Below are 21,050 nucleotides of genomic sequence, written 5' to 3'. Positions count from 1 at the left end.
TCCCCTACTCCCCCGCCTCCCCCGACCGGCCCGGCGACTCCGGTGGCAGGGCCCTGAGGAGGGCGTCCAGGGCGCCGGCGAAGGAGTGGTCGGGCGGGGTGCCGTAGGCCACCACCAGGGCGTCGCGGGTGGCCGGTGGGGCGGCGGGGTCGTGGAAGCGGCTCAGGCCCTGCAGGGCGAGGCCCTGCCGGCGGGCGGCCTGGACGATGGACTGCTCGGTGCCGGACGGGAGTTCCACCACGACGTGCAACCCGGCGGCGATGCCCGAGACCCGCACATGGGGCGCGCGCTCGGCCAGGGCGGCCACCAGCTGGTCGCGGCGGCGCCGGTAGCGCATCCGCATCCCGCGCAGATGGCGGTCGTAGGCGCCCGAGGACAGGAACTCGGCCAGGGTGAGCTGGTCCAGCGCCCCGGACTGCCACTCACCGGTGCCCTTGAGCGCGAGCACCGGGTCGACCAGCCGGTCCGGCAGCACCATCCAGGACAGCCGCAGCGCGGGGGCGAGGCTCTTGCTCGCGGTGCCCATGTAGACGACGTGGTCGGCGTCCAGTCCCTGGAGGGCGCCGACCGGCTGGCGGTCGTAGCGGAACTCCCCGTCGTAGTCGTCCTCCAGGACGAACCCCCCGGTGGCCCGCGCCCAGTGGACGGCGGCGGCGCGGCGGTCGGGGTGCAGTGGTACGCCGGTGGGGAACTGGTGGGCGGGGGTGAGCAGCACCGCCCGTACGTCGTCGAGCGCGGCCAGCTCCTCCGTACGGGCGCCGTGTGCGTCCACGGGGAGCGGGACGGTGCCCAGGCCGGCGCGGGTGACGACGGCGCGGTGGAAGTCCAGGCCGTACGACTCGACGGCCAGCCGCCCGGCGCCCAGCGCCCGGCTGAGCAGCGCCAGCCCCTGCATGAAGCCGGCGCAGAGGACGATGCGGTCGGGGTCGGCGCGGACGCCGCGGGCGCGGGCGAGGTAGTCGGCGAGGACGGCGCGGAGTTCGGGGCGGCCGCTCGGGGTGCCGTAGCCGAAGGCCTCGCTCGGGGCGGCGGTCAGCGCACGGCGGGCGGCGGCGAGCCAGGCGGTGCGGGGGAAGGCGGAGACATCGGGGGTGCCGGGGGTGAGGTCGAAGCGGGGGCGCCCGGCGGGGCCGGGCGGGTCCGGGGTGCGGGGGGCGGCGGGCGGGGTGCGGGGCAGGTCCCTGCCGCGGACGCCGCCCGGCAGGGGCCCCCACGCGACGCGGGTGCCGGAGCCCTGGCGGGCGCTGAGCCAGCCCTCGGCGACGAGTTCGGCGTAGGCGTCGGCGACGGTGTTGCGGGCGATGCCGAGGTCGGCGGCGAGCGAACGGGAGGACGGCAGCCGGGTGCCGGGGGCCAGCCGCCCGGACCGTACGGCGTCCCGCAGGGCCCGCAGCAGCGCGGCCCGCAGCCCGCCGGGGCCGGTGAGGTCGAGGTGCAGGTCGCGCCCGAAAGTGGCCCAGGAATTCTCCATGAAAGTGGACCATACAGCTGCGCCACTTCCGCCGTAGCGTCATCCGCATGACGACCGCACCAACTGCACGGACCACACCCGCCCACGACTCCGGGACACCGGCCGGGGCCACCCACCGGCACGGCCCCCGGCTGCGGTGGGCCCAGCTCGCCCCGGAGGTCTACCAGGCCATGATCGCGCTGGACGCGGCGGCGAAGCAGGGCCTCGACCCGGCGCTGGTCGAGCTGGTCAAGATCCGTGCCTCCCAGCTCAACCACTGCGCGTTCTGCCTCGACATGCACATCAAGGACGCCCGCACGGCCGGCGAGACCGAGCAGCGGATCTACCTCCTGAACGCCTGGGAGGAGGCCCCCGGCCACTACACCGAGCAGGAACAGGCCGCCCTCGCCCTCACCGAGGCGATCACCCTGCTCACCGAGGGCTTCGTGCCGGACGCCGTGTACGACCGCGCCGCGGCCCACTTCGACGACGCCCGACTCGCCCGCCTCATCGCCCTGATCACCACCATCAACGCCTGGAACCGCTTCGGCGTCGCCACCCGCATGACCCCGGGCCGCGCATGACCACGACCGAGACCGCTCCCCAGGTCCCCCCGACCGGCCCCCGGCTGCCCTTCTACCGGCTCGCGCCCGAGATCCACGCCCCGCTGCTGGCGCTGACCCGGGCCGCCAAGAAGCACCTCGACCCGGTCCTGGCCGAACTCGTCCTCCTCCGGGCCTCCCAGCTCAACCACTGCGCGTTCTGCCTCGACATGCACGTCACGGAGGCCCGCCGGGCCGGCGAGACCGAGCAGCGCCGCCACCTCCTGAACGCCTGGGAGGAGGCCCCCGGCCTCTACACCGAGCAGGAACAGGCCGCCCTCGCCCTCACCGAGGCGGTGACCCTGGTGGCGCGGGGTGGCGTCCCGGACGCGGTGTACGACCGGGCGGCGGTGCACTTCGACGACGTCCAACTCGCCCATCTCCTCGCCCTGATCACCGCCATCAACTCCTGGAACCGGATCAACACCGCGTCCCGTACCCCGGTGGGTGATGCCCTGTGACGGCCGCGGAACTGCGCGCCCTCCACCACGGGCCGGATCTGCCGCTCGTGCTCCCCGGCCCCTGGGACGCCGCCAGTGCCGCGGTGTTCGCCGATGCCGGGTTCACCGCGCTCGCCACGCCCAGCGCGGGCATCGCGGCCTCCCTCGGCTACGCGGACGGCGCGACCCCGCCCGACGAGATGTTCGCCGCCGTCGCCCGCATCGTCCGGGCCGTCGGCATCCCGGTCTCGGCGGATGTGGAGGCCGGATACGGCCTGTCCGCACGGGAGTTGGTGGGCCGGCTCGCGGACGCCGGCGCCGTGGGCTGCAACCTGGAGGACACCGACCACGCCACCGGCACCCTCCGGGACGCGCAGCGGCAGGCCGACTGGCTGGCCGAGGTACGCGCCGAGGCGGGCGACGCCCTGGTGCTCAACGCCCGGATCGACACCTACCTGCACGGCGCCCCGGACAGCGAGGAGACGATCCGCCGCGGCCGCCTGTACGCCGCCGCCGGCGCCGACTGCGTCTACCCGATCCTCGCCCCGCCGCCCCGGCTCGCCGCCCTCTCCGCCGCCATCGGCCTCCCCCTCAACGCCGTGGTGACCCCGGACGGCCCCGCTCCCCGCGCCCTCGGCACCCTGGGCGCTTCCCGGGTCACCTTCGGGCCGGGACTCCAGCACCGGGCGACGGCGGCCCTGGCGGAGATCGCGGAGCGGCTGCGGGAGGAGCTGGGAGGGGAGCGGTAGGGCGGCGGCCCGTCCCTTACCGCTCGTCCGTCCCGGGCACCTTGCCCGTGGCGAGGGCGATCCGGTTCCAGGTGTTGATGGTGAAGATCAGGGCCAGCAGCTGGGCCAGTTCGGCCTCGTCGAAGTGGGCGGCGGCCCGCTGATAGACCGCGTCCGGTACGCCACCCTGCGCCACCAGGGTCACGGCCTCCGTGAGGGCGAGGGCCGCCCGCTCCTTCGGGGTGAAGAAGTGCGCGGCCTCCTCCCAGACCGCGACCATGTGCAGCCGCTCCTCGCTCTCACCGGCCTTGCGGGCGTCGGTGGTGTGCATGTGCAGGCAGTACGCGCACTTGTTGAGCTGCGAGGAACGGATCTGGACCAGCTCCACGAGGGCCGGGTCCAGGCCCTCGCGGGCTGCGGCGTCGAACCCGATCAGCGCCCTGAACGCCTTCGGCGCGGCCTTCGCGAAATTGACCCGCTGACTGCGGACCGCCGCCCCGTTCGCCGCGTCGGCCCGAGGGTCGCCGTCCTGAGGGGCGCTGCTGTGGGGGGCGTTGCTCTGGGAACCGTTGACCTGCGCTTCATTCGTCATGCCTTGAATCTAGAAGAGCAGGAGACCGGCTGTAGGGTGCATTTCCATGCCGGAATCATGGGTCAATCCCGCGGAGAGCCCGGGCGCCGATCTGCATCTGGAGCTGACCGGGCCCGGCAGCCGCCGCGCCGCCCTCATCCGGGCGCTGCGGGACGCCGTACGGTCCGGCCGGCTCACCCCCGGGACCCGGCTGCCGCCCTACCGTTCGCTCGCCGCCGACCTGGGCCTCGCCCGGAACACCGTCGCCGACGCCTACGCCGAGCTGGTCGCCGAGGGCTGGCTCAGCGCCCGCCAGGGCTCCGGCACCCGCGTCGCCCCCCGCGCGCAACCGCTGACGCCCACCCGGTCCCCGGCCGCCCGCACCCCGGTGAGCCGCCCCGCGCACAACCTCCTCCAGGGGCAGCCGGACGCCGCGTCCTTCCCGCGCACCGCCTGGCTCGCCGCCGCCCGCCGCGCACTGACCGCCGCCCCGCACGACGCCTTCGGCCCCGGCGACCCCCGGGGCCGCCCCGAACTGCGCCGCGCCCTCACCGACTACCTGGCCCGCACCCGCGGCGTCCGCACCGATCCCGAACGCCTGGTGATCTGCTCGGGCTTCGCCCACGCGCTGCGCCTGCTGCTGCCCGCCGTGCTCCCCGGCCCCCTCGCCGTCGAGTCCTACGGCCTCGCCTTCCACCGCCACCTCCTGACCACGGCCGGCGTCCCCACCCACCCCCTAGCCCTCGACGAACACGGCGCCAGCCCCGCACAGTTGACCTCCTCCACGGAGACGAAGGCGGTCCTGCTCACCCCCGCGCACCAGTTCCCCCTCGGCGTGCCGCTGCACCCCGACCGCCGCGCCGAGGTCATCAACTGGGCCCGGGAGAGCGGCGGTTACGTCCTCGAAGACGACTACGACGGCGAATTCCGCTACGACCGCAAGCCCGTCGGCGCCCTCCAGGGCCTGGACCCGGAGCGCGTCCTCCACATCGGCTCGGTCAGCAAGAGCCTCTCCCCCGCGCTGCGCCTGGGCTGGATGGTGCTCCCCGACCGCCTCGTCGACGCCGTACTGGCCGCCAAGGGCGAGCGGGAGGCCTGGGCGGGCGTCACCGATCAGCTCACCCTGGCCGAGTTCCTCACCCACGGCGCCTACGACCGGCACATCCGCCGGATGCGCCAGCGCTACCGCAGACGCCGCGACCAGCTGATCGACGCGGTGGCCACCCACGCCCCACACCTCACCGTCACCGGCATCGCCGCCGGCCTGCACGCCGTACTCCAACTCCCCGACGGATCGGGCGAGCCGGACGAACAGGCGGCCCTGCGCGCGGCCCGCTGGCAGGGCCTGGCCCTCGACGGCCTGTCCGCCTACCGCCACCCGGAGGCCACCATGCCGCCCCACCACGGCCTGGTCGTCGGCTATGCGACGCCCAGCGACAGCGCCTTCCCCGGCGCCCTGGAGGCACTGTGCCGGGCGCTGCCGCCTGGGGAGTAGCGGACGTGGGCGGGGCACCCGAGGCCCCCGCCTCCACGACTGCCCCCGCCTCCGCGGCTCCTACTGGTTCGCGAACTTCTGGCTGATGTTGGTGAAGATGCGCTGGGCCTCGGGGCCCAGGTGGGGGCCGGCCAGCCAGGTGTGGGCGTTGGAGCTGATCGAGGTGTTGGACACCAGGGTCAGCTTGCCGCCGCGGTTGACGAACCAGCCGCCGCCGGAGGTGCCGCCGGTCATGGTGCAGCCTATGCGGTTCATGGCGGGGGTGCCCTGCTGCATGACGAGGCGGCCGGGGCGGGCGGGGCAGTTCATCATGCGGGCGCCGTCGTAGGGGGGCGCGGCCGGGTAGCCGAAGGCGTCGAGGGAGCTGATCCGGTTCGCCGAGGGGGCGTTGAACGAGACGCGGGCGGCGTTGCCGACGGTCTCCTGGAGCGACTTGCCGCCGCCGTTCTCCGGCTTCACGTGCAGGACGGCGAAGTCGTAGGCGGAGCCGCCGTTGCCGGACTCCTCGCTGCCCATGTTGATCCACTCACCGGACGTGGTGATCCAGTCGGCCCAGAAGCGGCCGTACGGGGTGACCTGCTGGGTCGGCGTGCTGTTGACCTGGTTCATCGGCACGCCGTTGTCGTTGTAGGACGGCACGAAGACGATGTTGCGCATCCAGCCGCCCTTCTTGCCGGAGTGCACACAGTGCCCCGCGGTCCACACCAGGTTGGACTTGCCGGGGTGCGCCGGGTCCTCGACGATCGTGCCGGAGCAGACCATCGGGCCCTTCGGGCTGTCGAAGAAGATCTTGCCGACCGGGGCCATGTGCTGGTGGTACGGGCGGGCGACCTGCTTGGCGGTGACCGGCTGCGGTTCGGGGTCGGTGCCGTCGAACTCGCTGCCCGTGCCGGTGGCGTTGACGCCGATCTCCGGCGAGGTCCTCGCCTTGGCCAGCCGGTCCGACTTCCAGTGGTCCTTGATGACCGGGTTGGCGAAGTCCTTGGCGTCGCGGGCCCACTTGTCCCAGTCCTGCCAGCCGCCGTCCTTCCACTTCTTCAGGTCGTCCAGGCTGGTCGGCGCGCCCTTGGGGAGCTTGAGGCCCCCGTCGGCCCGGTCCTTCGGGTCGGCGGCCGCACTGCCGGCGGCCTGGTCGTCGGGGCCGCAGGCGGAGACCGTGCCCGCGAGCAGTGCGACGAGTGCCGCGGCCGCGGCGGTGGAGCGGCGGATGGATGGCATGGAGCGGACTTCCCCCCGGTACGGGGCGGCGCGGGGCGCACCGCGCCGCGCCGCCGTGAATTGTCATGTCCCTCGTCGGGCTGCGCCCTACTATGCCGCCACGCCGGGACCACCGGGCACCCAGGTCCCGACCGTACGGCGCACCCGAGGACGGGACGTACGCAATCAGGACGGGACGTACGCAATGTCGCCTTCGCCGGTCCCCCCCCGCTCCGCACAGAGCGCCTCACGCCGCGCCGATTCGCCCCGGGCGACGCGGAGTTGCCGGGCCGCCACGCGGCGGCCCGGAGGTCATGCACGTGGCCGGAAGCAGGGCCCCGGCCCCGCTTCCGGTCAGCTCACTGCGCGCTGCGGATCTCGTCGAGCTTCTTCCCGAGGGCCTTGGTCTCCGCGATCAGCCGGTCGTGCGCGTGCCGCTGCGCCTCGTCCCCCTGGTCCCTGAACGCCGTGCGGAAATGCGGTGCGAGCTGGGTCCACCAGCCGTAGTCCAGCATCGCCCAGGCCTGCGGGCACAACGGGGCGCGGGTCTTCGGCAGGTACCCCGTACCGACCAGGGGTTTGTCGAACCGCTTCGGGTCGCTGCCGTCCAGGTAGCAGAGGAAGGTGAAGACACGCTGCTGGGTGACGGGGTGGTCGCTCGACAGCCCTTCCAGCGTCAGCCCGCCCTCCTCGCGGGCGAGTTCGTCGAAGAGGAGGGCGGCGGCCAGCGAGGGACCGGGGCCGACCTCGTTGACGGTGTAGAACGACGCGAAGCCGTCGGCGGCGTCCTCCTCCAGGCCGAGGTTGGCCAGCAGCAGCTGGCGCTGCAGGGCATGGCCCATCTCGTGGCCGAAGACGAACTGGGCCGACTGCGCGGTCAGGTCGTCGGCGTTGTACCGGTCCTCGGGGAACAGGGCCGGACGCCTGACGGTCTTGGCCACCTTGCCGCTGACCTCTTCGAGCTGCGTCAGGAACGACGGGGGCACGAAGATCGTCCGGCCGTCGGGCTGGGTGACCGCGTCCGTGACGCCCGGCGGGACCTTGCCGGTGACGCGCACGACCAGGTCGTGCGGGAGGGCGACCGAGGTGTTCACCCAGTCGGCGACCTGTTCCAGTACGCGGGACTTCCGGATCACCGCCACGGCCGGACGGTCCTTCGGCGGAATCGCGTCGTCCTGGTAGACGACCGTGACCCTGCCCTGTGCGTCGGCCCTCTCGCCGTCACCGTCGCCGCCGCCACACGAGGCGAGCGCGAGGCAGGCGACGAGCAGCGTCCCCGCGCGAGCGGCCCGCACCACGGCCGCGCCACTGCTCAGCACCCCGGTCACCGCCGGGCCGCCCGCGGGTCCCCGTGCACCGGGCCGGGGCGGCCCGTGCCGTAGCGGTACTCCTTGAGCTGGTCGGCCGTGGGGTACCACTGGTTGCGGCACCGGCAGCACCACCAGCGCCAGTTGTCCCAGTCGGTACTGGTGTGGGCGGTGTCCTTCCACAGCCAGTCGTCGCAGTCGGGCGTGGGGCACTTCGGCGGCAGCGGCATCACGGGCGCCTTTCGTCGGTGACGGCTGCCCAGCCTTCTGCGCCGCCCGTCGCGCCGTGCGGTGGTTGACCGCCCGCCACCCGAACGGGTGGGAATCCGGCGCGCGGGGGCCGGGAACGCGCTCGCGGGCAGCCGCACCCGTGGTGCGACTGCCCGCGAGTTCCCGCGTGGCCCGTCAGGCGGCTACTTCTTGGGCAGCCACTTCTTCCACACGTCCGGGTGCTTCTCCACCCAGCGCTTCGCCGCCTCGTCGGCGGACAGGCCGCCCGAGGCGATGGACTCGGAGACCTCGTTCTGGTCGTCCTTGGTCCACTTGAAGTGCTTCAGGAACGCCGAGGCGCTGCCGCCCTTCTTGGCGAACTCCGTGTTGAAGTACTTCTGGAGCGGCGTCGTCGGATAGGCGCAGTCGATGGACTCGGGGTCCTTGGCGCCCTTCTCCGCACAGGCGTCGGTGTACTTGGGGAGCTTGACCTCCACCATCGGCACCTGGTTGAAGAGCCACTGCGGCTCGTACCAGTACGTCAGGAAGGGCTTCTTCTCCTTGGCGAACTGCTGGATCTGGGTGATCTGCGCCGCCTCGGAGCCCGCGAAGACGACCTCGTAGTCGAGCTTGAGGTTCTTCACCAGCGCCTTGTCGTTGGTGACGTAGGACGGCGAACCGTCCATCAGCTGGCCCTTGTTGCCGCTCTCCGAGGTCTTGAGCTGGTCGGCGAACTTGTTGAGGTTCTTCCAGTTCTTGACCTCGGGGTGCTTGTCGGCCCAGTACTTGGGGACGTACCAGCCGATGTGCCCGGTGACGCCGTTGCCGCCGCCCGCGGTGATCGTCTTCTTGTCCTTGACGTACCGCTGCTCCTGCTCCGGGTGGCCCCAGTCCTCCAGGATCGCGTCGACCCGGCCCTGGCTGAGGGCGTCCCAGGCGGGGATCTCGTCCACCTGGACGGTGTCGACGTGGTAGCCCATCTTGTGTTCGAGCAGGTACTTGGCGACCGCGACGTTGGACTGGGCGCCGACCCAGGTCTGCACCGACAGGGTGACCGACTTGGAGCCCTTGGCCGCCGCGAACGGCGAGGCCTGCTTGGTCATGTCGGCCTTGCCGCAGGCCGACAGGGAGAGTGAGAGGACCGCCGTGCCGGCCAGCGCGGCCGTCCCGATGATCATGGTGCGCTTACGGGACATGGTCAGGCTCCCTTCCCCGCCGTACGGCGTTCCGTGGGCTGGGTGACCCGGTCGAGCATCAGGCCCAGGCACACGATGGCCACACCCGCGACCAGGCCGAGGCCCAGGTCTCCGGTGGCGAGGCCGGTGACGACGTCGTAGCCGAGGGCACCGCCGCCGACCAGACCGCCGATGATGACGACGGCGAGGACCATGACCACGCCCTGGTTGACGGCCAGCAGCAGCGAGGGCCGGGCCAGCGGGAGCTGGACCTGGCGCAGGATCTGCCAGCGGGTGGCGCCCAGCGAGTGGGCGGACTCCATCGCGGCCGGGCTCACCTGGCGCAGGCCCTGGGTGGTGATGCGGATGACGGCCGGCAGGGCGTAGACCACGGCAGCGGCGGCGGCCGGGGCGCGGCCCACGGCGAACAGCGCGACGACCGGGATCAGGTACACGAACTGCGGCATGGTCTGCATGACGTCCAGGACCGGGCGCAGGATCGCCTCGAAGCGCTTGCTGCCCGCCGCCAGGACGCCGATGCCGAAGCCCAGCACCAGGGTCACCGCGAGGGCGGCGAGCACCTGGGACAGGGTGTTCATCGACGGCTTCCAGACGCCCAGGACGCCGATGGCGGCCATCGCGAGGACGGCGGTCAGGGCGGTGCGCCAGGTGCCGATGAGCCAGGCCAGCGCGGCGACGATGAACAGCATGGCGTACCAGGGCAGCGCGGTCAGACCGTCACGCAGCGGGTTGAGGACCCAGTCGGTGAAGTGCGCGGCCCAGTCGGCGGTGCCGCCGATGACCGGGATGCCGGAGTAGAGGTGGTCGACCATCCACTCCTTGAAGTCGTTGACCGGGCGGGCCACATCCACGGCCCAGGCGCCCGGCCAGACCAGCGAGCCGCTGAGCCGCCCGGCCAGGGCGAAGGCGGCGGTGACCACGGCGATGCCGGTCCAGGCCTGCCAGCCGCGCAGCCACTTCGGGCCGGTGGCGGCGGTGTCGGCACCGAGCCGTTCACCGGCCGCCGCGGTGGTGCGGTCCATGACGATGGCCAGCAGCACGATCGGGATCGCGGCGGCGAGCGCGGCGCCGACGTCCACCGAGGCCAGGGCCTGGTAGACGCGGTCACCGAGACCGGCGGCGCCGATCATCGAGGCGATCACGACCATGCCCAGCGCCATCATGATCGTCTGGTTGACGCCGAGGAGGAGTTCCTTGCGGGCCAGCGGCAGACGGGCGGTCAGCAGCCGCTGCCGGCTGGTGGCGCCGAGCGAGGAGACGGCCTCCAGGACACCCGCGTCGGCACCGCGCAGACCGAGCGCGGTGAGCCGCGCCATCGGCGGAGCCGCGTAGATGACCGTGGCCAGCAGGGCGGCCGGGACGCCGATGCCGAAGACCAGCACGACGGGGAGGAGGTAGGCGAAGGCCGGCAGGACCTGCATGGTGTCCAGGACCGGGCGGAGGATGCGGAACAGGCGCTCGGAGAGACCGCCCGCCAGGCCCAGCAGCGCGCCGACCACGACCGAGACGACGACCGCCACGACCATCAGCGCGAACGTCTGCATGGTGGGGACCCACATCCCGAGCAGCCCGCTGACCAGGAAGGAGATCAGTGCGGTGGCGGCGATACGGACACCGGCCACGCGCCAGGCGATCAGCGTCACACCGGCCGTCACACCCGTCCAGCCGAGGGCGAGCAGCAGCAGGTAGACGCCGCGTACGGAGACCACCACGGCGTTGCTGAGGTGACCGAGGAAGTAGACGAACAGCGGGTGGCTGTCGCGGTTGTCGATGATCCAGTCGCTGGTCTTGTCCAGCGGGCCGGAGACGTCGACGGTCAGCGCCGACGGCCAGGTGGCGCCGAACTTGATCTGCAGCAGCGGGACGAGGACCGCCGCGGCGAGCACGAGCACCAGGAGCTTGCTCACGGCGCGGAGCTGCAGCACGGCCCGGAGGGGGCCGGGCCGCATGGCGTCGCTCAGCGGGCGGGTCGCCATGGGAGGCGTGCTGAAGAAACTCATGCGCGCCCCCGCTTCACGGTGCCCGTGGGCACGTTCAGCGCGGCGCAGCGCTGGGCCTCACGCCAGTGGCGCAGCCAGGAGGCGCGCAGCCGGGTGCGGGGAGTGGCGGCGGGAGCTCTGGAGCCGACGGCGCGGAGGGCGCCGTCGCGGGTGGTCGCGGTGTACATCAGGCGGCCACCTCGTCCTGCTGCGGGCTGTCGAGCCGGGCGACCACGTTCAGCAGACAGGTGCTGTCGACGATGCCCAGGCAGCGCTTGCCGTCGACGACCCGGGCCGCGCCGCCGGAGCGGGCGACCGCCTCGATGGCGTCGGAGATCAGGGTGTCGGGGCTCAGCGCGGGGCCCTGGTCGGCCTCGCCGTCCTCGGCCGGGCGCATCGCGCGGCGCACGGTCAGCACCTGCTCGCGCGGCACGTCCCGGACGAAGTCGCGGACGTAGTCGTCGGCCGGGGAGCCGACGATCTCCTCGGGGGTCCCGAGCTGGACGATCTTGCCGTCGCGCATCAGGGCGATCCGGTCGCCCAGGCGCAGCGCCTCGCTCAGGTCGTGGGTGATGAAGACCATCGTCCGGCCCTCCTCGCGGTGCAGGCGGACGACCTCTTCCTGCATGTCGCGGCGGATGAGCGGGTCGAGGGCGCTGAACGGCTCGTCGAAGAGCAGCACCTCGGGGTCCACGGCGAGCGCGCGGGCCAGGCCGACGCGCTGCTGCTGACCGCCGGAGAGCTGCCCGGGGCGGCGCTTCTCCAGCCCGGCCAGGCCGACCTTGTCGACCATCTCGTTGGCCTTCTCGCGGCGCTCCGACTTGCTGACGCCCTGGATCTCCAGGCCGTAGGCGACGTTGTCGACGACGGTGCGGTGCGGCAGCAGGCCGAAGTGCTGGAAGACCATGGCGGCGCGGCGGCGGCGCAGTTCGCGCAGCGTGGTGCGGTCCATGGCGCGGACGTCCTCGCCGTCCATCTCCAGCGCACCGCTGGTCGGCTCGATCAGCCGGGTCAGACACCGCACGAGGGTGGACTTGCCGGAGCCGGACAGGCCCATGACGACGAAGACCTCGCCCTTGTGGACGTCGAAGGAGACATCGCGGACGGCGGCCACACAGCCGGTCTTCTCGCGCAGTTCCTGGGCGTTCAGTTCGGCGACGGAGGAGTCCTCGGGGATGCGCTCGGCTTTGGGGCCGAAGACCTTCCAGAGGTTGCGGACGGAGAACACGACCTCACGGCCGTCGGACGCCTCGGCGGCGGAGGTGTCCTCGGACGTGCGGGCGTTGGGTATCTCGGATGCGCCGGCGGAGGTGGTAGCCATCACGCATCACCTCCTTGGGTCGGAGCCTTCTGGAGCAGTTCGGCGCACTTCTCCCCCACCATGAGCACACCCAGCATGGGGTTGACCGCGGGCATCGTCGGGAAGACGGAGGCGTCGGCGATACGGATGCCGGCCAGTCCGCGGATCTTCAACTCGGGGTCGACGACGGCCAGCTGGTCGTCGGCGGCGCCCATCTTGCAGGTACCGGCCGGGTGGTAGACGGTGTGTGCCGCCTTGCGCACCAGCTCGCTGATCTCCGCGTCGTCGGTGACCTCGGGGCCGGGGAAGACCTCCCGCTTGAGCCACTTCTTGAACGGCTCGGCCTGGGCGACCTTGCGGGCCAGCTTGACGCCGTCGACGAGGGTCTGACCGTCGTAGTCACCCTCGTCCTCGAAGTACTTGAAGTCGAGGGCGGGCTTGGCCTCGGGATCGGCGGAGGTGAGGTAGAGCCGGCCGCGGGAGCGGGACTTGGGGATGTTCGGCGTCATCGACACGCCGTGCTCGGGGCGCTCGTAGCCCAGTCGCTCGGGGTTGTCGGTGAACGGGATCTGGTAGAAGTGGAACATCAGGTCGGGGCCCTTGTGCTCCGGGTCCCGCTTGACGAACAGGCCCGCGTCGGAGTCCATCGCGGAGTTGCCCGGGAGCGGTCCGTTGGTCTCCCAGACGATCACCGACTCGGGGTGGTCGATGAGGTTCTCCCCGACGCCCGGCAGGTCGAGCACGCAGGGCAGACCCAGCGCTTCCAGGTCCTTCTTCGGCCCGATGCCGGAGTGCATCAGCAGCCGCGGGGTGTCGACGGCGCCGGCGCAGACCAGCACCTCGCGGGCGGCCTCGACGTAGACCTCCGCGCCGTCCTTCGTCCGGACGTGGACGCCCTTGGCGGTCGTGCCGTCCAGCTCCAGCTTGGTGGCCCAGGTCTCCAGCATCAGGTGGAGGTTGGGGCGGTCGCCGGCCTCCATGTGCGGGTGGAGGTAGGCGACGGAGGCGGAGGAGCGCTTGTTGTTCTCCGGGTGGTAGGAGAGGTCGAAGAAGCCGACGCCCTCGTCGAAGGGCTTGTCGTTGAAGCCGACGACCTCGGGGACGCCGAGGGCCGTCTTGGTGGCCTCGATCCAGTCGGTGGCGATCTGGTTCTGGTCCTTCTTCGCCACCCGCACGATGTTGTTGCGCAGCTTGCCGAAGTAGGGGTCCATCGCCTTGGCGCCCCAGCCGGCCGCGCCGGCCTCTTCCCACTCGTCCCAGTCGGAGGGCAGCGGCTTGAAGGAGATCAGGGTGTTGTGCGAGGAGCACCCGCCGAGCACCTTGGCGCGGCTGTGCAGGATGTGCGAGTTGCCGCGCGGCTGCTCGGTGGTCGTGTACTCGTAGTCGAGGTCACCGCCGAGCAGGCCGAGCCACTTGCGCAGCGTCAGCACGTCCTCACGGTCGATGTCGGAGGGACCGCCCTCGATGACGGCGACCGTGACGTCCGGGTCCTCGGTGAGGCGGGAGGCGATGACGGAACCGGCGGTGCCGCCGCCGACTACGACATAGTCATACACAGGCATTGGGGGTGCTCCTTCTTACAACGTGCGTGGTGCGGGTGGTGCTGTGACAGGGGCGGGTGTCAGCCCGCGAACCAGCGCACCGGCTCCGGCCGGAGGTTTTCGTAAATGTGCTTGCTCTCGCGGTACTCGTCCAGACCCGTGGGACCCAGTTCCCGTCCGATGCCGGACTTGCCGAAGCCGCCCCACTCCGCCTGCGGGAGGTAGGGGTGGTAGTCGTTGATCCAGACCGTGCCGTGCCGCAGCCGGGCGGCGACCCGGCGGGCGCGCGCGGTGTCGCCCGAGAAGACGGCACCGGCCAGGCCGTACTCGGTGTCGTTGGCGAGCGCCACGGCCTCGTCCTCGGTGGTGAAGGTCTCCACCGTCAGGATCGGGCCGAAGGTCTCCTCACGGACCACCTTCATCTCGCGGTGGCAGCCGTCGAGCACGGTCGGCGCGTAGAAGTAGCCGGTGGCCGGGCGGACGTCGGACGGCTCGGGCCGGGCACCGCCGCAGCGCAGCTGCGCGCCCTCGGCCAGGGCGGAGGCGACATACGCCTCGACCTTGTCGAGCTGCTGCTGGGAGACCAGCGGACCGCACTCGACACCGTCCTCGGTGCCCCGGCCGAGCTTGATCTTCTCGGCGCGGCGGGCCAGCTCGGAGACGAAGCGGTCGCGCACCGACTCCTCGATGATCAGCCGGGCACCGGCCGAGCAGACCTGGCCGCTGTGGATGAACGCGGCGTTCAGTGCCTGGTCGACGGCGGTGTCGAAGCCCTCTTCCGTGGCGCACGCGTCGGCGAAGACCACGTTGGGGTTCTTGCCGCCCAGCTCCAGGGCGATCTTCTTGGCGCCGGAGACCGCGGCCGCGCCCGCCTTCGTGCCGCTGACCAGGCCACCGGTGAAGGAGAACAGGTCGACGTCGGGGTGCTCGGCGAGCCGCTGGCCCACCGGGAGGCCCGCACCGGTGACGATGTTGGCGACCCCGGCCGGCAGCCCGGCCTCGACCAGCAGCTTGACCAGGTGCACGGTCGACAGCGGGGTGACCTCGCTGGGCTTGATCACAAAGGTGTTGCCGGCCGCGAGGGCCGGCGCGATCTTCCAACTCGCCTGGAGCAGCGGGTAGTTCCACGGCGTGATGAGCGAGCAGACACCGACCGGCTCGTGCACGACCACGCTGTGCACGTCCGGCGAGCCGGCGTCGACGACCCGGCCGCCGCTCTCGTTCATCACCACGTCGGCGAAGTACCGGAAGGCGTTGGTGACGTCGTCGACGTCGACCCGGCCCTCCTCCAGCGTCTTGCCGGTGTCCCGGCTCTCGATGAGGGCGATGACCTCACGGTCGCGCTGCAGCAGGTCGGCGACCCGGCGGAGCAGCGCGGAGCGCTCGGCGACGGCCGTGCGGGGCCAGTCGCCCTGGTCGAAGGCCCGGCGGGCGGCCGCGACCGCAGCGTCGGCGTCCTCGGCACCGCCCTCGGCCACCAGCTGGAGCGTCGTCGCGTCGGCGGGGTCGAGGACCTCCCGCGTGTCGCCGGATGCGGCGGCCTGCCACACCCCGTCTACGTGAATGGTCTCGATTGCCGACACGTCGTTCTGCCTTCCGGTTACCGATCTCGTTCCCACTGGTGCAACCACTGGCGTCACCAGCAACGTGGACCCCTCCCCCCAAGCGGCGGACCTATGCCCAAACGTTCATGGAAAGTGACTCGACTCACTGAATGTGCGGCCGAATGTCCCGGAACGTACCCTGAATAGCCGTATGTCCCAGGCCGTATTTCCCCTCGGGACCGGAGGTACCCAGATGACCACCAGACGGCGTGCCGCCACCGCCACCGCCGCCCTGACCTGCGGCGCGGCCCTGATCGTCGGGCCCGTCTGCACCGGGGCCGCGGCGGCCGAGGACCCGGACGGCGGCGAGGGCGACCTCGCGAACAAATCGGCCCAGCAGATATCCGACGATTCCCTGCACCAGCTGGTCGCCGCGAAATCCCTGCGGTTGCGTACCCAGACCAGTGCCGATCCCACGAAACTCGACCTCACCCTCGACCGCGCCGGCAACTGCACCGGCGCCATCAGCAAGGGCTCACTCGGCCGCATCGAGCTGGTCAAACGCGGAAACCAGGTCTGGATGAAGCCGGACGCGGCCTTCTGGAAGAGCCAGCTGCCCGGGAACGAGGGCCAGGAGGCCGCCGAGAAATACAAGGACACCTTCCTGCACGGCACCACCAAGGACGCCTTCCTGGGCAACCTCTCCGCGGCCTGCGACCTCACCGCGTTCCAGAAGACCGCGGTACCCCCCGAGAACCCGCCCTCCGGCGCCCCCTCCCCCTCGGCAACCCCCACCCTCACCAAGGGCCGCCCGACCACCCACGAGGGCACCCGCGTCCTCCCCGTCGTCAAGAAGGCCCAGGGCGCCGTCCAGACCCTCTACGTGGCCATCGACGGCAAGCACTACCCCGTCAAACTCACCGCCGAGGTCGACCACCAGACCGGCACCATCCTCCTGAGCGACTACGACACCCCGGTCTCCACCAAGACGCCCGCCCCCGGCGACACCGCCGACATCTCGGTACTCGAGAACCAGCTCCAGGGGTCACAGAGCGCCTGACGCGCACCCGCCCCGCGCCTGCGGTTCGTAACCGTTCGTACATACGTATCGTTGAACCGTGCGGCTGCCCGCGGCGCGCGGGCGGCGGGGAGGAGCGGCACGATGACTATCAGCCTTGACCGGACCGAGACGATCGAGACCGACGGGACCGAGATGGTCAGCAGTAGCGAGCTGGACGACATGTTCGAGCAGATGCACATCCCCGAGGGCTACAAGGCTGAGATCGTCGAGGGGACCATCTACATGGCGCCGCAGCGGGGCACGCACTGGGAGACCATCGCTGACATCTACGAACAGCTCCGTACTCGGTATCCGAGGAAGCGCGTTCTGTCCGACGTACGCGTCGACTTTCCCGGCCATCTGAACGGGTTCGCCTCCGACGTGGTGGCGCTGGCCGAGAACGCCACCAAAGACGACAAGGGCCGCCCGCGCTATCAGGACATCGAGTTCGTCGCCGAGGTGATTTCCCAGAGCACCGGCAAGAACGACTACGGCCCCAAGAAGACGGCCTACGCGCTCGCCGAGGTCCCGGTCTACCTGATCGCCGACCCCTATCTGGGCCGGTGCCGCGTCTTCACCGATCCGCAGGACGGCGATTACAAGATCGACACCACCATCGCCTACGGCACGCCCGTCGACCTCACCCACACCGTCGTCAGCCTCACCTTCTCCACCGACGACTTCCCCCGCGACTGACCCCGCCCGTCACCCGCGCTGCCGAACCGGAGGGGCCCCGGCCTGCGGGCCGGAAGACAATGCAGGCATGGCTGACACAGCGGCGAAGGCAGTGCTCGAAGGCGGCCCCGAGGAGCTTCCGGCGCGGATCGTGCCGGTCGATCCGCCCGGGAGCGAGCTGAAGATCCCGTTCCGTAACGGCTACGAACACTTCCGGGCCACCAGCCGGCAGCAGCACACCTCCGAGGGGCCGCTGCCCGTCTACGAGTGGTGGGAGCGCACGGAACTGCCCGGGTAGCGGCCCGAGCGGCGCACCGCTCGGGCCCTGCGGACCGCTCAGGTGTGGGGAACGAAGCTCCGCAGCGCGATCTCCTGGGTCCACTCCTGCTCCGGCCAGTCGTCCTCGGTGCCCAGGACCAGCACCGCGAACTGGCGGCCGTCGGCGGCGGTGAAGGCACAGTCGACGACCTTCACGCGGGTGCCGAGGCGCTCGCTGTCATAGGCGTAGACCAGTTGGTTGGCGTCTATGCCCGGTCCCGGGAAACCCAGCGGTTCGAGGCTGATCTCCTTGTAGCCGGGTTTGCCGGACCGGTCCTGCGATGCCAGCCGGAGCGCCTCGCGCGGGGTGATCTCGGGATCGGTGATCTCAAAGATCTGCAGCAGTCCGCGGTCGTCCGGGGCGGTGTAGAACACCCCGGTCTTGCGTTCGCTGCGCGTCCAGGTGCCGGGCACCGCCAAGGTGAAGCCCTTCTTGTCGTGGGCGAGGCGGTAGCCGTCCGGCAGCTCGGAGAGGGTCGGGGCGGGCGTGATGCGGTCCGGGGCGCCGGTGGCCGGGCCGGTGGCCGCACGGGACGGGGCGGAGGACTTGGTGGGAGCCGGCGGCCGGGCGGAGGCCGGATCGTCGCCGTGCCCCCAGAGCAGATAGCCGCCGCCGACGGCCGCCGCGATCACGGCCACCGCGACACCGGCGACCAGTCCCGTGCGGCGCCGGGCACCGGGGTCGTAGGCGACGCCTGATTCGGGAGTGAGGTACGAGTCGGTGGTGTACGGGTGGGCGGCGGGGTCCGGTAAGGAGCCGGGATGCGCGCTGGGGTGCGGGTAGGGATACGTGGTGTGTGGGGCGGCCTCTGCCGGGGGTGCGTCGGTCGGGGACGTGCTCGACGGCGGCCCGTCGGCCGGTGGCGTAGCCGACGGCGGCGGGGTGCCCGTCGTTGCCCCGTCGGTCGGCGTCCCACCCGCGGTGGCGCCGCCCGTCGCAGCCCCGCCCGCCGGCGGTGTGAAGGACGGCCGGGGCGGCATCGGGCCCGTGTAGGGCGCGGGTGGTGGGGTGCCGTCCTCCCAGCGCTGGGTCTCGTTGTTCCAGCGGGCCTGGCCGCCGCGCGTCATGGTCAGCCTCCCGCCAGGGCCGCGACCGCCTGGCTCACCGCGGCACCGGAGGCCAGCAGGCCCACCACGGCACCGGCGTCGGCCAGCGCCGTACGGAGCCGCGCCAGCCGGCCGGGACCCGCCGCGCCGCGGTCCGCGATCTCCGTCTCGGTCTCGGCGAGTTCCCCGCTCAGGGCCGTGATCTGCGGGCTCTCCACCGCCCGGGACAGATCGTCGCGCAGCGCCCGGACGGCGCGCAGCAGCTCCTCCTGCGCCGGGTCCGCGGGGGTGGACCCGCCCTCGTAATGAGTCACGGTGTTGTGGTCGCCGATGGCGAAGGCACCCCGGACGCTGCCGATGTGGATGCCGTTGCCGCGCTCGTCAGCCGTTGCCACGCTGGGTACTTCCCTTCTAATCGGAGTCGCGATGGGGCGTGTTGTGGGTGATCGTGTTGTGGTCGCCGACGCCGACGGCGCCCTGTGCGGACTCGATGTAGACGCCGCCCTCGGCGACATGCACCACCCGCTGCTCGAACTCGGCGGTCTGATAGCCCGCCTCGCGCAGCGCCGTGGTCACCCCGGCCACCACCCGCTGCTGAACGGTCCCCAGATAGCGGGCGACGTCCATGTCCTGGAAGAGCGACGACTCACCGAACGAACCCAGCTCGCGTACGGAGGCACCGGGGCCTTCGGGGAGCGCCACACCATGTCCCGCGGTGCCCAGCTGCCAGCTCGGCAGCAGGCCGCGCAGCAGCGTGAGGGGGGCATTTCCGGCGGAGCGCGGGGTGTGGGACAGCGCCCACACCGCCTTGCCGAAGCGGTCGTGGTGCCGGTACTGGTGGGCGAGCCGGTCGGCGTCCTGGAAGAGCTGCCGCAGCGGCAACAGCACATGCGGTGCCACCTCCAGCATCAGCATCCCGCCCTGCGTGTGCACCCGTACGAAGAGCGTGGTGACGATGCCCTCGTCCCAGCCGCCGATCCGGATGCGCAGGAAGTGCCGGCGGGTCTCGCCGCCCTCCTCCACCGCCGCCGCGCGGTGCCCCTCGAACTCCGCCGGTGCGTGTGGTGCCGCCGCGCGGGTCGGCAGCCCCTCGGCCGGCAGGAAGACGCACTCGTCGATCTCCAGCGCCCGCAGCCGGTCGCGCACCGCTGCCGCCCCCGGCGAACCGTGCGGTGACGGCACCCGCAGCGCCGCCACCAGCGGGATGATCCGGGCCAGGATGGCGCCGTTGTCCAACGGTTCGGGATCGCGGTCCGCACGGGGGTTCAGCTCCACCGCCAGCGACCAGGTCTTGTACGGGTATCCGGCGCCGCAGAACGGGTGGGCGGCCCGGTACATCACCAGCGGCCCGTGCTGCTCGACCCGCACCCGCTCCCGCAGCCGCCGGGAGCGGTGACTCCGGGACCGTTCAGCAGGGTCGGACATGACGTCGGGGAAGCGCTCTCTGGACAGTTCGCGCGCCAGCGCACGGGCGAACTGGCCGCGTTGCAGCGCGACGATGACAGCCAGCGCCAGTGGCAGCAGCAGCGCGATCCACACCGGCAACAGGGTGGTGACGCCAATGCCGCCCCCGAGTGCGGAGGCGCCCATTCCCTGGCTGAGGGCATCCTCCGACGACGGGCTGCCGTACGAGCCGGAGCCGTCCGGGGCGCCGCTCGTCAGGGGGTTGAGGGCATCCGGGAGGGGCAAGAACATCCAGTCCACGTTCACATTGGCCCCGCCGCACGCCACCACCAGCAGCGACAAGCAGTAGAGCGTCAGCGACAGCCGTCCGTACCAGCACAGCACGAAGGCGCACAGCACGGCGAGCCAGCGCGGAATCGGTGCCCGGCGGACGGCGCGGCCGAGTGCCATCAGGACGATGGGGAACAGGTAGAGCACCACGAGGCCCGCGGACAACGGGATGGCCGCGCTCCATAACAGCAGGATCGCCGCCGCCCAGCCCAGTTCCAGCCGCCGGGCGCGCAACGCATGGGCCAGGACCCGGGCGGCGTCGATGCCCAGGGAGGGCGCGGCGAACCGCTCCTCGTGGACGTACAGCTCGTCGATGACGGCGTCGCGGAAGGTGTCGTCCAGGTAAGTGCCGGCGCACAGAAGCCGGGTGGCCTCGCTGGCGCCCGGCGGGGTCGGGGGGAGCGGCGGGGGCCCGGCGCCCTCCGGTGGCCGGCCCGACCGCGGCGGGCCGTCGGGCTCTCCTTGCTGCCGGGGCACATCCGTCCGAGTCATCATCCTCCCCCGAAACACCAACTGGCCGCCTCGGTGCCGGAGTTGGCGAGCGAGCTGCCGGCGGCCGGGCACAGGACGGTGCGAAGCCGCAGCATAAGCGAGCGGAGCGTTCCGTGTCAGCGCGATAACTCAAAGTTGCTCCGCGACCTGCGGACCATCCGGCC

21 protein-coding genes are annotated in these 21,050 nt (G+C 72.0%); 7 read left to right on the top strand and 14 right to left on the bottom strand.

The window, feature by feature from the left end; all coding sequences use genetic code 11:
- Positions 1–4: 4 nt before the first annotated feature.
- Positions 5–1,471, bottom strand: a complete 1,467-nt coding sequence (gene pdxR, locus ACWC9R_RS06500) for a MocR-like pyridoxine biosynthesis transcription factor PdxR (RefSeq protein ID WP_450729260.1) — start codon at positions 1,469–1,471, stop codon at positions 5–7.
- Positions 1,472–1,518: 47 nt separating this feature from the next.
- Here pdxR (ACWC9R_RS06500) and ACWC9R_RS06495 point away from each other — a divergent pair, with 47 nt between their 5' ends.
- From ACWC9R_RS06495 to ACWC9R_RS06485, 3 genes are read left to right on the top strand one after another with little or no spacing between them, the layout of a single operon-like run.
- Complete coding sequence (locus ACWC9R_RS06495) at positions 1,519–2,034, top strand: carboxymuconolactone decarboxylase family protein (RefSeq protein ID WP_450729259.1); 516 nt, start codon at positions 1,519–1,521, stop codon at positions 2,032–2,034.
- A complete protein-coding gene (locus tag ACWC9R_RS06490) occupies positions 2,031–2,513 on the top strand; it encodes a carboxymuconolactone decarboxylase family protein (protein ID WP_450729258.1) in 483 nt (160 codons plus the stop codon). The genes ACWC9R_RS06495 and ACWC9R_RS06490 overlap by 4 nt, the downstream gene beginning before the upstream one ends.
- Complete coding sequence (locus tag ACWC9R_RS06485) at positions 2,510–3,241, top strand: isocitrate lyase/PEP mutase family protein (RefSeq protein WP_450729257.1); 732 nt, start codon at positions 2,510–2,512, stop codon at positions 3,239–3,241. Before ACWC9R_RS06490 ends, ACWC9R_RS06485 begins: the two co-directional genes overlap by 4 nt.
- 16 nt (positions 3,242–3,257) lie before the next feature.
- On the opposite strand, the gene ACWC9R_RS06480 is transcribed toward ACWC9R_RS06485, so the two are convergent.
- Positions 3,258–3,812: a carboxymuconolactone decarboxylase family protein gene (locus ACWC9R_RS06480; RefSeq protein WP_450729256.1), complete on the bottom strand. Its 555-nt coding sequence runs from the start codon at positions 3,810–3,812 to the stop codon at positions 3,258–3,260.
- Between the two features lie 46 nt (positions 3,813–3,858).
- Between ACWC9R_RS06480 and pdxR (ACWC9R_RS06475) the strand changes: the two genes are divergently transcribed.
- Complete coding sequence (gene pdxR, locus ACWC9R_RS06475) at positions 3,859–5,286, top strand: MocR-like pyridoxine biosynthesis transcription factor PdxR (protein WP_450729255.1); 1,428 nt, start codon at positions 3,859–3,861, stop codon at positions 5,284–5,286.
- 60 nt (positions 5,287–5,346) lie between these two features.
- Here pdxR (ACWC9R_RS06475) and ACWC9R_RS06470 read toward each other — a convergent pair whose 3' ends face one another.
- From ACWC9R_RS06470 to ACWC9R_RS06430, 9 genes are all read right to left on the bottom strand, one after another.
- Positions 5,347–6,504 (bottom strand): trypsin-like serine peptidase, encoded by a 1,158-nt coding sequence (locus tag ACWC9R_RS06470; protein WP_450729254.1) that lies wholly within the window; start codon positions 6,502–6,504, stop codon positions 5,347–5,349.
- A 338-nt stretch (positions 6,505–6,842) separates the two neighbouring features.
- Positions 6,843–7,802 (bottom strand): DUF4344 domain-containing metallopeptidase, encoded by a 960-nt coding sequence (locus tag ACWC9R_RS06465; protein WP_450729253.1) that lies wholly within the window; start codon positions 7,800–7,802, stop codon positions 6,843–6,845.
- A gap of 5 nt (positions 7,803–7,807) precedes the next feature.
- Positions 7,808–8,020, bottom strand: a complete 213-nt coding sequence (locus tag ACWC9R_RS06460; protein ID WP_362604504.1) for a hypothetical protein — start codon at positions 8,018–8,020, stop codon at positions 7,808–7,810.
- A 183-nt stretch (positions 8,021–8,203) separates the two neighbouring features.
- Positions 8,204–9,196 (bottom strand): ABC transporter substrate-binding protein, encoded by a 993-nt coding sequence (locus ACWC9R_RS06455; RefSeq protein ID WP_450729252.1) that lies wholly within the window; start codon positions 9,194–9,196, stop codon positions 8,204–8,206.
- 2 nt (positions 9,197–9,198) lie between these two features.
- On the bottom strand, positions 9,199–11,196 hold the full coding sequence (locus ACWC9R_RS06450; RefSeq protein WP_450729251.1) for an ABC transporter permease: 1,998 nt from the start codon (positions 11,194–11,196) through the stop codon (positions 9,199–9,201).
- On the bottom strand, positions 11,193–11,363 hold the full coding sequence (locus ACWC9R_RS06445) for a hypothetical protein (RefSeq protein WP_018089530.1): 171 nt from the start codon (positions 11,361–11,363) through the stop codon (positions 11,193–11,195). The genes ACWC9R_RS06450 and ACWC9R_RS06445 overlap by 4 nt, the downstream gene beginning before the upstream one ends.
- The gene (locus ACWC9R_RS06440) at positions 11,363–12,496 is read right to left on the bottom strand and encodes a quaternary amine ABC transporter ATP-binding protein (protein ID WP_450729250.1); all 1,134 of its coding nucleotides are present in this window, start codon (positions 12,494–12,496) and stop codon (positions 11,363–11,365) included. Before ACWC9R_RS06440 ends, ACWC9R_RS06445 begins: the two co-directional genes overlap by 1 nt.
- Positions 12,496–14,037 (bottom strand): GMC family oxidoreductase, encoded by a 1,542-nt coding sequence (locus ACWC9R_RS06435; protein ID WP_450729249.1) that lies wholly within the window; start codon positions 14,035–14,037, stop codon positions 12,496–12,498. Before ACWC9R_RS06435 ends, ACWC9R_RS06440 begins: the two co-directional genes overlap by 1 nt.
- 59 nt (positions 14,038–14,096) lie before the next feature.
- On the bottom strand, positions 14,097–15,599 hold the full coding sequence (locus tag ACWC9R_RS06430) for an aldehyde dehydrogenase family protein (protein ID WP_362604513.1): 1,503 nt from the start codon (positions 15,597–15,599) through the stop codon (positions 14,097–14,099).
- A gap of 214 nt (positions 15,600–15,813) precedes the next feature.
- Between ACWC9R_RS06430 and ACWC9R_RS06425 the strand changes: the two genes are divergently transcribed.
- From ACWC9R_RS06425 to ACWC9R_RS06415, 3 genes are all read left to right on the top strand, one after another.
- Positions 15,814–16,620 (top strand): hypothetical protein, encoded by an 807-nt coding sequence (locus ACWC9R_RS06425; RefSeq protein ID WP_450729248.1) that lies wholly within the window; start codon positions 15,814–15,816, stop codon positions 16,618–16,620.
- A 102-nt stretch (positions 16,621–16,722) separates the two neighbouring features.
- The gene (locus ACWC9R_RS06420) at positions 16,723–17,316 is read left to right on the top strand and encodes a Uma2 family endonuclease (RefSeq protein ID WP_450729247.1); all 594 of its coding nucleotides are present in this window, start codon (positions 16,723–16,725) and stop codon (positions 17,314–17,316) included.
- Between the two features lie 67 nt (positions 17,317–17,383).
- Positions 17,384–17,593: a DUF5988 family protein gene (locus tag ACWC9R_RS06415; RefSeq protein WP_450729246.1), complete on the top strand. Its 210-nt coding sequence runs from the start codon at positions 17,384–17,386 to the stop codon at positions 17,591–17,593.
- 38 nt (positions 17,594–17,631) lie between these two features.
- On the opposite strand, the gene ACWC9R_RS06410 is transcribed toward ACWC9R_RS06415, so the two are convergent.
- Genes ACWC9R_RS06410 through ACWC9R_RS06400 form a run of 3 tightly spaced genes read right to left on the bottom strand, consistent with a single transcriptional unit; the run spans position 17,632 to position 20,886 of the window.
- Positions 17,632–18,681, bottom strand: a complete 1,050-nt coding sequence (locus tag ACWC9R_RS06410) for a hypothetical protein (RefSeq protein ID WP_450729245.1) — start codon at positions 18,679–18,681, stop codon at positions 17,632–17,634.
- A gap of 2 nt (positions 18,682–18,683) precedes the next feature.
- Positions 18,684–19,055: a hypothetical protein gene (locus ACWC9R_RS06405; protein WP_450729244.1), complete on the bottom strand. Its 372-nt coding sequence runs from the start codon at positions 19,053–19,055 to the stop codon at positions 18,684–18,686.
- Between the two features lie 16 nt (positions 19,056–19,071).
- Positions 19,072–20,886 (bottom strand): hypothetical protein, encoded by a 1,815-nt coding sequence (locus tag ACWC9R_RS06400; protein WP_450729243.1) that lies wholly within the window; start codon positions 20,884–20,886, stop codon positions 19,072–19,074.
- Positions 20,887–21,050 lie beyond the last annotated feature (164 nt).

The sequence above is a fragment of the Streptomyces sp. NPDC001219 genome (assembly GCF_053597915.1).
The sequence above is the reverse complement of the archived record's forward strand: the minus strand, read 5'-3'. Positions and strand labels throughout refer to the sequence as shown.